This is a genomic window from Haloflavibacter putidus, from assembly GCF_006546625.1.
Classification (GTDB): Bacteria; Bacteroidota; Bacteroidia; order Flavobacteriales; family Flavobacteriaceae; genus Mesonia; species Mesonia putida.
Genome location: NZ_VIAR01000001.1, coordinates 459,404 through 471,476 on the forward strand (window position 1 = coordinate 459,404; position 12,073 = coordinate 471,476).

A 12,073-nucleotide genomic window follows, 5' to 3' on the forward strand; every position below is an offset into this window, starting at 1 on the left:
TTAACACTTTATGGAAGTAAAAATCATTAATAAATCCAAACACGATTTACCTTCGTATGCAACTATAGCTTCGGCCGGAATGGACCTTCGGGCTAACCTAGAAGACAAAATAATTTTAAGTCCGTTAGAGCGGGTTATTGTAAAAACCGGTTTATTTATAGAACTTCCGGTGGGTTACGAAGCACAAATACGTCCCAGAAGCGGTTTGGCAGCCAAAAAGGGAATTACCGTTGCCAATGCGCCCGGCACTATAGATGCCGATTATCGAGGAGAAATTGGCGTTATTTTAGTCAATTTATCCAAAGAAGCTTTTACTATAAACGACGGTGAGCGCATTGCGCAAATGGTCGTGGCCAAGCACGATCGCGTAGAATGGCAAGAAGTAGATAGCTTGGAAGAAAGCGATAGGGGAGCCGGCGGTTTTGGTAGTACGGGCGTATAAAAGTTATGCAGCAACAAGCTTTTCCGTAAAGAAAACGTTAAGAAAATATCTTTTACGCCTCCTCTTTGTGGCAAGAATTGGAAAATAGCGATATTTGAGGTTTTACAAATAAAAGCTAGTATAAAAGAAAAGTTTAATAAAAAAATACCGCTTTCGCGGATAATGATATGAAAATAATTGTTCCTATGGCGGGAAGAGGCTCCCGTTTACGACCACATACTTTAACTGTTCCTAAACCTTTAATACCCATTGCGGGCAAACCCATTGTGCAACGTTTGGTAGAAGATATTGCCGGCGTGGTAAACGAAAAAATAGACGAAGTAGCTTTTATTATAGGGAAAGATTTTGGCGAAGAAGTAGAAAAAGACCTCAATGCTATTGCCGATAATTTGGGAGCAAAAGCCAGTATTTATATACAAGATAAACCTTTAGGAACCGGCCACGCCATTATGTGCGCGCAAGAATCTTTATCTGGGCCGGCTGTTATTGCTTATGCAGATACTTTGTTTAAAGCAGATTTTAGTTTAGACACCAAATCTGACGGGGTTATTTGGGTAAAACAAGTAGAAAACCCGGAAGCTTATGGCGTGGTTAAAATAAACGATAAAAACCAAATTACAGACTTAGTAGAAAAGCCAAAAGATAAGGTTTCTGATTTGGCGGTTATTGGCATTTATTATTTTAAAGATGTAGCCATTTTAAAAGAGCAATTACAAGAAGTTTTAGACGAGAATCTAATCCGCGGAGGCGAATACCAGATTAACGATGGTATAGAAAAAATGAAGCAAAAAGGTTTTATTTTTACCCCGGGAAAGGTAGAAGAATGGATGGATTGCGGCAACAAAAACGTAACCGTAGAAACCAACGGCAGAGTGCTTAACTTTTTAAAAGACGAAGGGAAGAATTTGGTTTCGGATACCGTAAAACAAACCGACTCGAAAATTATACAACCTTGTTATATCGGTGAAAATGTGGTGTTAGAAAACGCAACAATTGGTCCCAATGTTTCGCTTGGTGACCAATGTGTGGTAAAAGATTCTACTATAAAAAACTCGTTGGTGCAAACCAACGCCAGTATAAAAAACGCCAGTTTAGACAATGCTATGATAGGAAACCATGCTAAATTTGATGGCAAGTTTACCCAAATAAGTATTGGCGACTATTCTGTTTTAGAATAAATCTGATGATAAAAATTGCAGGTTATATACTTTTGAGCATAGGAATTTTAGCTTTTCCGCGGCATTCTTATGCTCAAAAAGATTCTATCGCATTTAAAAAACCTGTACACGAAGATGGTCTGGGCGATAACGAAGATGCTTTTCAAGAAGTTTTTTTTGAAGCCTTGGCACAAAAAGCGATAGAAAATCACGAAAAAGCTATTCTAGCATTACAAAAAGCAAAAAAATTAAAACCGGAAGAAGCGATAGTTTATTTTGAATTGGGCAAAAATCAAGATGCCTTAAAAGATTATTTACAAGCCGAAAAAAACCTGCTAAAAGCCTTAGATTTAAAACCCGGAAACCAAGCCATTTTAACCGAGTTATATCAAGTTTATTACAAGACCCACAACCACAATAAAGCTATAAATACCGCCAAAAAGCTTACAGATTTTGATATAAATTATTACGAAGATCTGGCCAATTTATACGTGCTTACCAAAGATTATAAGAAAGCATTGACAGCCTTAGATACTTTAGATTCTAGACAGGGAAGTAGTAATTATCGCGACAGTCTGCGACGTAAAATCTTTCTGAAATCTAAGGATAAAGAAGGGCATTTGGCCTATTTAAAACAAAAACTAAAAGCAGCACCAACAAATACCAAACATTATTTAAACCTTATCTATTTTTATAGCGAAAATGGGCAGGTAGAAGAAGCATTTCGGGTGGCAAAACAAGTGCAGGAAATTTATCCCGATGCCTCGGAAGCACATCTGGCACTTTATAAAATGTATATGGAAAAAAAACAACCGGATAAAGCTATCAAATCGATGGAAATTGTTTTGCAGAGTGAGACTATAGGCGAAGACGTCAAAAAAAAGGTGGTCATAGATTTTATAGATTTTGTGCAAGAAAACCCCAATTACCGGTCAGATTTAGTAAGAATTCTGGGCGAGGAGCTAAATTATGGCGAACAATCCAGCAAGCAATTGGGTGAATATTATATAGGTAAAGATACGCAAGCCGCAATTTCTGCGTTTAAAAAAGCACTGGAGGCTAATCCTAACGATTTTTCGGTAATTAAGAATTTAAGTTTATTGTTTATAGAAACACAACAATATCAGGAAACAATCACCTTAATCGAAGAGAAAATAGGCTTGTTTCCCAGTCAACCTATTTTATATTTGTTGCAAGGTGTGGCGCAAAATGCTTTAGGAAATTATAATAAGGCAATAGAAACCTTAGAAACGGGATTAGATATGCTTTTAGAAAATAGGCAAATGCAAGCAGATTTTTACACCCAATTGGGTATTGCGCATAAAAAGTTGGGCAATGTAAAAAAAGCAAAAGAATATGAAGAAAAGGCTAAATCTTTAAAGACAGATTAATCGTGAAAAACCTTATAAAATATACTAGTTTTTTAATAATGGTAAGCTTTTTAATTTCCTGCGGAAGCGGTAAAAGCCTCACAACAGCAAGTGGTGAAAAACTAAGCGCCAAAACGCTTATTAAAAAACACAAGGCAGCAGAGCCAGATTTTAAGACTCTTTACGCCAAACTGCGCGGTAGTTACCATACCAAAGACGAAACCCAAAGCATTGGCGTAAGTATGCGTATGGAAAAAGATAAAGCCATTTGGTTAAGCGCAAAATTAGCAGGAATTATTCCTTTGGCAAAAGTCTACATTACTCCAGAGCGCGTGCAATATTACGAGAAGATAAACGGTACTTATTTTGATGGCGATTTTGCATTATTGAGCAAATGGTTGGGAACCGATTTAGATTACGATAAAGTGCAAAACCTGTTGTTGGGGCAAAGCATCTATCCGTTAGAAAAAAATGGCTATAGCATTTCCAATTCGGCTAGCGGTTACCAGTTAAAAAAAGAAAAAGAAGAAGCCGGTTTGCTCATACAATTTTTATTAGACCCGGGTAATTTTACCATCAAAGGCACGCAATTGCTAAACGAAGAAGAAAACAAAAGCCTTACATTAACCTATTCTGAGTATAAAGCTGTAAAACAGCAACTGCTTCCTAAAGAAATAAATATTATCGTAAACCAAGCAGCAAAAAACACCCGTATTAACATTCAGTATCGCTCTGTAGAGTTGGATGTTCCGGTAGACTTTCCTTTTAAAATACCAAACGGGTACGAAGAAATAGAATTATGATAAAAAAGCATTCGTTTACTGTATTATTTCTGTTTATTATCGCTTTAAGCGGAATCAATTCGGCGCAAGCCCAAAGCAAAGAACGCCAAGAATTAGAAGCCCGTCGTAAAGAATTGCGTGCGCAGATAAGCAAAATAACCACGCTTTTATCTAAAAATAAAAAGCAAAGAAGATCGGTTTTAACCGAAGTAGAAGACTTAAATAAACGAATAAACGCTACCGAAAATTTAATAAAGATAAACAACCAAGAGGCCAATTTATTAACCCGTGAAATAAATACCAATATAAAAAAAATAGACCGGCTGCGGGAAGAGCTCAAAAAGTTAAAAGAAGATTATGCCAAGATGATAAAACGTTCTTACAGAAGCAAATCTAAGCAGAGCCGGATAATGTTTTTGTTTTCTTCAGAGAGTTTTTTGCAAGCTTATAAGCGTTTGCAATATATGAAGCAGTACACAAATTACCGCAAGCAACAAGGCGAAGAAATACAAAAACAAACCCAAGAATTGCAACAGCTAAACAAAGATTTGGTAGAGCAAAAAAAGGCAAAGGAAGCCTTGTTGGTAGAAAATAGAAAGACACGCGAAAAACTAAGAAAAGACAAAGAACAACAACAAACCTTGGTAGCTTCCATACGGAAAAAAGAAGGCGAATTTGAGCAGCAATTAAACCAAAAGCAAAAAGAAGTAAGCAAAATAGACCGCCAAATAGAGAAATTGATTAAAGACGCCATTGCTGCCGAAAACAAAAAAACCGGTAGCACCAGCTCCAGTAAATTTGCACTTACCCCAGAAGCCAAAGCCTTGGCGGCAGACTTTACCAGTAACAAAGGAAAGTTGCCTTGGCCGGTAAAATCTGGCGTGGTAAGTATGCGTTATGGTACGCACCCGCACCCGGTGGTAAAACACATAAAGATAAAAAGTAACGGCGTGCGTATAGAAACCAATGAAAAAGAACCTGTTCGCGCCGTTTTTAAAGGCAGCGTATTTAAAATACAAGCTATAAAAGGTGCCAACAAAGCCGTAATTGTACGCCACGGTAACTTTATGACCGTTTATAATAATTTGGTAAACATTCAGGTAGAAGTGGGCGATGAACTTTCTACCAACCAAATTATAGGCAAGGTAGGAAAGCATATTTCTACCGGCAGACCTACCTTATTGTTTTTGATTTATAAAAACACCCAAGCTTTAGATCCTTCGCATTGGATTTATAAAATGTAAACCCTTTTTCTCAAAGTTTAGAATAATAGGTTTTTACAGACAAATTTAAAAGCTTACTTTTGTGCGATTTTTATTTTAGAATATTCGACTATGAGTCCATTTGTTATAAAAGCCCTTCAGCTCCTGCTAAGTTTATCTATTTTGATTGTTTTGCACGAGATGGGACATTTCATTCCTGCTAAAATTTTCAAAACACGGGTAGAAAAATTCTTCTTGTTTTTTGATGTAAAATTTGCGCTTTTCAAAAAGAAAATAGGCGAAACCGTTTACGGAATTGGCTGGCTACCATTGGGTGGTTATGTGAAGATTTCGGGAATGATAGATGAGAGTATGGACAAGGAGCAAATGGCCAAACCGCCAGAGCCGTGGGAGTTTAGAAGCAAACCCGCTTGGCAACGTCTTATAATTATGGTTGGCGGGGTTACCGTAAACTTGCTTTTAGGCTTTTTAATTTACGGAATGGTGCTGTTTGTATGGGGAAGTCCGTCGCTTACCAACGATAATTTAAAAGACGGTCTTTATGCTTCTGAAACCGTGCAAGAATACGGCTTTCAAGATGGCGATAAGATTACCAAGATAAACGGAAAAGAGGTAGAAAATGTTCTTTCTAAGAATGGTGGCTTGATGATAAACCGTTATTTAATGATGCGTGATGTTAATAGTGTAGAAGTACAGCACGCAGATGGTAGTACAGAAAACCTTGCCATTCCGGAAAATATTGGCGATCAATTATTCCAGGCAGGAGAAATGTTGCCGTTTAGACCAATGCCAAGTACAATTATAGATTCGGTTATGCCGGGCACGCCGGGAGAAAAAGCCGGGTTGCAAAAAGGACAAAAGTTAATCGGTTTAAATGGCGATAGAATTACAGATTGGCGACAATTCAATACGATAAAAGAAGCAGATGAAGATGGAAAAATTAGTATCACTATAGAAGAAAACGGAGAGCAAAAAGAGTTGTTTGTCAATTTAGACAAAGATGGTAATATTGGTATTTTCCCGAAGAGTAATATTAAGTTAGGTACAAAAGAATATTCTATAGGAGAAAGTGTTGTAGAAGGCTTTGATTATGCTTATTGGACTTTGCGCGATTATGTAGCGCAATTTAAATATGTATTTACCAAAAAAGGCGCTACACAAGTAGGAGGTTTTGGTGCAATTGGTAATATGTTTCCACCAGCTTGGGACTGGCAAGCCTTTTGGAACAATACCGCCTTGATTTCGATTATTTTAGCCTTTATGAATATCTTGCCTATTCCAGCCTTAGACGGCGGGCACGTAATGTTTTTATTGTATGAAATGATTACCGGCAGAAAGCCCAACGAAAAGTTTATGGAATATGCACAATTGGTAGGTTTCTTTATTTTGATAGCTTTAGTGCTGTATGCCAACGGAAACGACGTTTACCGCTGGTTATTTGAATGAAAAAATTAAAAAAAGTTTTGTGCAATATAAAAAAGCGTTTATATTTGCATCCGCTAAGCGATAACAGCAAGGCAGAAACATAAAATTCCTCAGTAGCTCATCCCGATAGTTATCGGGAGGTTAAAGTTCCGCACGTGCGGAATTAATCAGAGTTCTTTAAGAAGAGATTGTAGAATTAAGTGTTTTTTTGAAATAAAGTATTATTCCTCAGTAGCTCAGTTGGTTAGAGCATCTGACTGTTAATCAGAGGGTCGTTGGTTCGAGTCCAACCTGAGGAGCAAAGCCGGCATAAAAAGCCGGCTTTTTTTATGTTTTATCTTTATATAATTTATTCTGAAAATTTCGATAAGTTTTATGTTGGTTCGTCTCAAAATCCTTGGAATAGGTTAGAACAGCACAATTCTTCGAAACACAATACGTTTACTTCTAAATACAGACCGTGGGAATTGGTAGCTGTTTTTGAAGCTGGTGCTACACGGGGACAATCGGAAATAGCAGAAAAGTTTATTAAAAAGCAAAAAAGCAGAAGATTGATAGAGAAATTAATAGATCCTGAATTTACTATTACCGGGAAGTTATCTAAGTTGGTTAGAGTCCCGCACGTGCGGGATTAATCAGAGGGTCTCCCGTAAGTACGGGACTGAGGAGCAAACAAAACCGCATTTTTTAATGCGGTTTTTTTGTGGAACAATTTGGGCGAGAAGTTTATCCTGAGCGGCGCCGAAGGGAGTCCAACCTGAGGAGCAAAACCGGCTTTTTTTATCTTTATATAATTTATTCATTACTGTCCGATTAAAAAAACCTCTTAAAATTAACAATAGTTATTTTCTATAAAATTTGTTTGTTCATTTTTTTCATTGACAAAAAAACGAACCAATCCCCAACTCTAGTTGGGGACTAGGCTTAACCGAACTTTGCTAAAATTTCCTTCGTTACGGCGCAAACTAAAGGTATTCGCTGGTTTTCATAAATTTTTAAAGCTCAAAGTTTTGCGCGTGTCTATTCATTTTTTTGCGGCTGGCGCTAGTTTGCTTAACCCTCCACTCACATCATTTTTTAACGCAAACTTCGCTTAGGCCATTAAGAATAAAACCTCTTACAGTAAAGTGTCATACTATAAATCTCTCAAAACCCTTGGCTAATATTGTTGTGTCGTTCGTTTTTAATTAATTTAATCGGACACTAGTATAATTTATTCTGAAAATTTCGATAAGTTTTATGGATCGAGAACAATTGTTGTGTTTAGAAAGAATTGGGATTAATTAGTTAATTCTTACAAATTATCGAGTGAATGCAAGGGACTAAAGTCCCTTGTTGCAAAGAGTGAGAGAATCAGAGTAAAGTCTTTCTTTAGGGTAGATTTTTTCAGAATGCTATAAGTTATGATTCCTTATATAATTTTGGTTATCCTGAATTGCAAGGGACTAAAGTCCCTTGTTGCAAAGAGTGAGAGGTTCAGGGTAAAATCTTTCTATAGGTTAAATCTTTTCAGAATGCTATAAGTTGTGATTCCTTATATAATTTGGGTTATACTGAAATGCAAGGGACTAAAGTCCTTTGTAGAATAATCGACACTGTTTTTTGCCCAGTACTATTTTCTTTCTTGCTTAAAATGAATTGAATTTAATAGACCAAAAACAACGCTAAAAGTTCTTTTATTTGTAGAGGTGGGTTTTGGTGGACTATCTATGAGGTATCTATGGAGTATCTATGGGGTATCCCTAAAGCAATTTTCACGGTAAAATAACGCTAAAAGAATTTAAACGCAGAAGCAAAATAAAATTAGTTTTGACTTCTTGCAAAAATTTTAGAAGTATTAAATCTCTATTTGGAGACAAAGATTATTTTCGTAAAAGCTTAGCTGTAGGGAAGAAAAAGATAAATATATTGTATTTAATCTTCTTTCATAGCAATTCTATAAAATAATAAAAATTATGTATTTTAATAAAGCTTGTTCATTTTCTTTGCTCGTCCAAAGAAAACGAACCAATCCCCAACTTTAGTTGGGGACGAAAATTCTTTACGGAAAAGCTTAGCTATACTGAAGAAAAAGATTTGAATTTTTTTTAAATTTTCATAAATTATATAGTTATAGGGGTTTGGTTAATTCTTTTTTGACTTCTTGACCTTGTAAAAACGTTGTTTATTTTTTCAACCGCTGCGCATATTGCATTCCTCTCCCTACGGTCGTCGGACGCAAGCTCCGCTGCCTGCCGCTATGGTTTTTTCTGGTTTTGCTACAAAGACTAAAAGTAGGTTGTTTTAAATCTTGCTTTATCAATTTGAAGTGACATTAGTGTTCTCTGTCTTTTTTAGTTTTCATAATTGTTTTGTCTTTTTAAAATTTGATGTTCATTTTTTTCATTGAAAAATCCCGAAAGGTCAGGTGAACCAATCCCCAACTTTAGTTGGGAACTAGGCTGAACCTAACTTTGCTAAAAATTTCCCTCGTTACGGCGCAAACTAAAGGTATTCGCTGGTTTTTATAAAATTTAGCGCTCAAACTGAAATTTTTAATAGCTTTAAACTGCTGATTATTAAATAAATAATTATATTATTATTAGGTAATTGTATACTGACCTCTGTGATCTTTATTAGAAAACTTTCTGCATTTTGTTTTTTTTAAATATTTAACTGTTGCTTTTTTCTGAGGCTTTAAAAGTGCTTTGCGTAAAAGCTTAGCTGTACGAAAGAAATATAAACTTCTATGCCTAATTTATCTTACAAAGATTAATTTCAAGGGGTTAAAACCCCTTGCAGTCTGTGAACTAACAGACATTTTTTACAGCTTCTAAGGATTAATCCCCTAATGGTGGTATCTACATAAAAGTTTGTGTAATGGGGTAATTTTAACAAGTTACCGGCTGAATGCAAGGGATTAAAGTCCCGTGTAAAGTGCCTTGTTGGATATTTGCTTCCGAGTAAAATCCGTAAAGAAAAAAATAAAAAATTTAACATTCAGGGTCTTTTTTTATAGGAGAAAATGTATTCCATTTGCACAAAATATGTCAACTTTAAAAACCATATAATTTAAAATCTGTAATTTTAGGAAAACAACCTCTGTTAACCAAGATTACGTTGCTTCATGAACACAAAATACATCGATTTAATCGAACAAACTTTCGATTTTCCGCAGGAAGAATTTCAACTGCAAGATAATCAGTTACGTTTCCACGGAATTGATTTAATGCGCCTGATTGAAGAATACGGCGCTCCTTTAAAATTTACTTATTTACCAAAGATTTCCGAAAACATTCAACGGGCAAAGAAATGGTTTAACCAAGCCATAGAAAAACACGATTATCCCGGGAAGTACCATTATTGCTATTGCACCAAAAGTTCGCATTTTAAACACGTTTTGCACGAGGCACTTAACAACGATATTCATATAGAAACCTCTTCGGCTTTTGATATAGATATTGTAGAAAACCTAAAAAAGCAAAACAAGATAGCCAACGACACTTTTGTTATTTGCAACGGTTTTAAACGCGATCAGTATATACAAAATATCGCGCGTTTGCTCAACAATGGCCACGAAAATTGTATTCCGGTAATAGACAATTACGAAGAGATTGCTTTGCTTACCAAGCAGGTAGAAAAAGATTTTAAAATAGGCATTCGCATCGCATCAGAAGAAGAGCCTAAATTTGAATTTTACACTTCGCGCTTGGGTATTGGTTATAAAAATATTGTTCCTTTTTACGAAGAGCAAATCAAACATAACGAGCAAGTAGAACTCAAAATGCTGCACTTTTTTATTAATACCGGCATTAGGGATAATGCTTATTATTGGAACGAGCTGCAGAAATGTTTACGTGTTTATACTCGGCTTAAAAAGATTTGTCCAACTTTAGACAGTCTTAATATTGGCGGCGGTTTTCCTATAAAAAACTCGTTGGCGTTTGATTATGATTATGCGTATATGGCAGATGAGGTAATCAATCAAATCAAGTTGTTTTGCGAAGAAGAAGGCGTTGCGCCACCGCATATCTTTACGGAATTTGGCAGCTTTACCGTTGGCGAAAGCGGCGGAGCGCTGTACGAAATTCTGTACCAAAAACAACAAAACGATCGGGAAAAATGGAATATGATCAATTCTTCCTTTATAACCACTTTGCCAGATTCCTGGGCCATAAATAAACGTTTTATCATGCTGCCCATCAATAGATGGAACGAGCGTTACGAACGGGTACTTCTGGGCGGTTTAACCTGCGATTCTGACGATTATTATAACTCAGAACAGCATATGAACGCCATTTATTTGCCACGCTACGATAAAGAAAAACCCCTCTATATCGGGTTTTTTAATACCGGGGCTTACCAAGAAACTATTGGCGGCTTTGGCGGTTTGCAACACTGTTTAATTCCGGCTCCCAAACATATTTTAATACAAAAAAACGAAGACGGAAGTCTACAAACCCAACTGTTTAAAGAACAACAAAAAAGTGAAGACTTACTTAAAATTTTAGGTTATGAGCGCTAAAAGAAACTATGCGGGAATCCCCGATAAATACGCACGAATAGACGACGCCAAAGTGGTACTGATCCCGGTACCTTATGATGGCACAAGTACTTGGCAAAAAGGGGCCGATAAAGGTCCGGAAGCTTTTTTAGAAGCTTCTGAAAATATGGAACTCTACGATATAGAAACGGCCTCAGAAGTTTATAAAAAAGGCATCTATCTAGCGCCGCCGGTTTCCGAAAACAGCACTCCAGAGAAAATGGTAGAAAGCGTTTATAAAACTGTAAAAAACTACCTTAAACAAGAGAAGTTTGTTACGCTTTTTGGTGGAGAACATTCGGTTTCTATAGGAAGTATCCGCGCGTTTAACGAGACTTTTGAAGATTTGAGCGTCGTACAAATAGATGCGCATGCAGATTTGCGCGAAACCTACGAGGGTTCTTCTTGCAACCACGCTTGTGCGGTACACGAAGCCAGCAAAAACACCAATTTGATTCAAGTAGGAATTCGCTCTATGGATGCTTCCGAAAAGGAATTTATGGACGAAAACAGGGTGTATTTTGGTCACGAACTCTATGACGATTGGATGGACGATGCCATTGGACAAATGACGCCAAATGTATTTATTACCATAGATTTAGATGCTTTTGACCCTTCTATCATGCCAGCAACAGGAACACCAGAACCCGGAGGGATGTTGTGGTACGAAACCTTAGATTTTTTAAAAATGATTTTTAAAACCAAAAATGTGGTAGGTTTCGATATCGTAGAACTTTGTCCGAATGAAAACCACAAAGCAGCAGATTTTTTAGCGGCTAAACTGTATTATAAAATGCTTAGCTATAAGTTTAATGCGCATAAATTGAGAGAAGAAGAATAATTAATTGTGTTTGACATAAGTTTTTTCAATGAAAAGACTAAAGAGCAGTATATAATTATCTATGTGGCAGTATAACTGGTATATTTTTACTCAGTAATTGTAAAATTAAGAATAGTGACGTAGGTGAAATCTCGACCGGTAGAAAAAGGGCTTCGACTGCGCTATTAGTTTTACATTTTATATTTACAAGAAGTTTAACCTTATTAAATTTCTGAAAAACCAGAGGGCAAGGTGAACTATTTCGACTCTTGAAATTTAAGTTTCATCTTGAGCATTAGTCCTTGCCCTCTTTTAGGTTTTAGTACCATTTA

The 12,073-nt window shown here is 36.3% G+C and carries 9 protein-coding genes and 1 tRNA gene; all 10 read left to right on the forward strand.

Features of this window, described 5'->3' with window-relative positions; genetic code table 11:
• Positions 1-10 precede the first annotated feature (10 nt).
• Positions 11-442 carry a dUTP diphosphatase gene (gene dut / locus FKR84_RS02100; RefSeq protein WP_141420526.1) on the forward strand — a complete coding sequence of 144 codons (432 nt, stop codon included), beginning with the start codon at positions 11-13 and terminating at the stop codon, positions 440-442.
• A 167-nt stretch (positions 443-609) separates the two neighbouring features.
• Positions 610-1,620 (forward strand): sugar phosphate nucleotidyltransferase, encoded by a 1,011-nt coding sequence (locus FKR84_RS02105; protein WP_141420527.1) that lies wholly within the window; start codon positions 610-612, stop codon positions 1,618-1,620.
• 5 nt (positions 1,621-1,625) lie between these two features.
• A complete protein-coding gene (locus tag FKR84_RS02110; protein WP_141420528.1) occupies positions 1,626-2,990 on the forward strand; it encodes a tetratricopeptide repeat protein in 1,365 nt (454 codons plus the stop codon).
• 2 nt (positions 2,991-2,992) lie between these two features.
• Positions 2,993-3,772: a DUF4292 domain-containing protein gene (locus FKR84_RS02115; RefSeq protein ID WP_233357637.1), complete on the forward strand. Its 780-nt coding sequence runs from the start codon at positions 2,993-2,995 to the stop codon at positions 3,770-3,772.
• Entirely contained in the window at positions 3,769-4,995 is a 1,227-nt protein-coding gene (locus FKR84_RS02120) for a murein hydrolase activator EnvC family protein (protein ID WP_141420529.1), read from the forward strand. Before FKR84_RS02115 ends, FKR84_RS02120 begins: the two co-directional genes overlap by 4 nt.
• Positions 4,996-5,085: 90 nt before the next feature.
• Positions 5,086-6,420, forward strand: coding sequence for an RIP metalloprotease RseP (rseP, locus tag FKR84_RS02125; RefSeq protein WP_141420530.1), 1,335 nt, complete (start codon positions 5,086-5,088; stop codon positions 6,418-6,420).
• A 204-nt stretch (positions 6,421-6,624) separates the two neighbouring features.
• A tRNA-Asn gene (locus FKR84_RS02130) sits at positions 6,625-6,698 on the forward strand.
• 30 nt (positions 6,699-6,728) lie between these two features.
• On the forward strand, positions 6,729-7,034 hold the full coding sequence (locus FKR84_RS02135; RefSeq protein ID WP_141420531.1) for a GIY-YIG nuclease family protein: 306 nt from the start codon (positions 6,729-6,731) through the stop codon (positions 7,032-7,034).
• Between the two features lie 2,471 nt (positions 7,035-9,505).
• Entirely contained in the window at positions 9,506-10,903 is a 1,398-nt protein-coding gene (locus tag FKR84_RS02140) for an arginine decarboxylase (RefSeq protein ID WP_141420532.1), read from the forward strand.
• Positions 10,893-11,762 carry an agmatinase gene (gene speB / locus FKR84_RS02145; RefSeq protein ID WP_141420533.1) on the forward strand — a complete coding sequence of 290 codons (870 nt, stop codon included), beginning with the start codon at positions 10,893-10,895 and terminating at the stop codon, positions 11,760-11,762. Before FKR84_RS02140 ends, speB begins: the two co-directional genes overlap by 11 nt.
• The last annotated feature ends 311 nt before the right edge of the window (positions 11,763-12,073 follow it).

What these genes read in the sequence shown, in the direction of transcription:
- dut (WP_141420526.1), top strand. Translation starts at nt 11, where the DNA reads ATGGAAGTAAAAATCATTAATAAATCCAAACACGATTTACCTTCGTAT.
- FKR84_RS02105 (WP_141420527.1), top strand. Translation starts at nt 610, where the DNA reads ATGAAAATAATTGTTCCTATGGCGGGAAGAGGCTCCCGTTTACGACCA.
- FKR84_RS02110 (WP_141420528.1), top strand. Translation starts at nt 1,626, where the DNA reads ATGATAAAAATTGCAGGTTATATACTTTTGAGCATAGGAATTTTAGCT.
- FKR84_RS02120 (WP_141420529.1), top strand. Translation starts at nt 3,769, where the DNA reads ATGATAAAAAAGCATTCGTTTACTGTATTATTTCTGTTTATTATCGCT.
- rseP (WP_141420530.1), top strand. Translation starts at nt 5,086, where the DNA reads ATGAGTCCATTTGTTATAAAAGCCCTTCAGCTCCTGCTAAGTTTATCT.
- FKR84_RS02135 (WP_141420531.1), top strand. Translation starts at nt 6,729, where the DNA reads ATGTTTTATCTTTATATAATTTATTCTGAAAATTTCGATAAGTTTTAT.
- FKR84_RS02140 (WP_141420532.1), top strand. Translation starts at nt 9,506, where the DNA reads ATGAACACAAAATACATCGATTTAATCGAACAAACTTTCGATTTTCCG.
- speB (WP_141420533.1), top strand. Translation starts at nt 10,893, where the DNA reads ATGAGCGCTAAAAGAAACTATGCGGGAATCCCCGATAAATACGCACGA.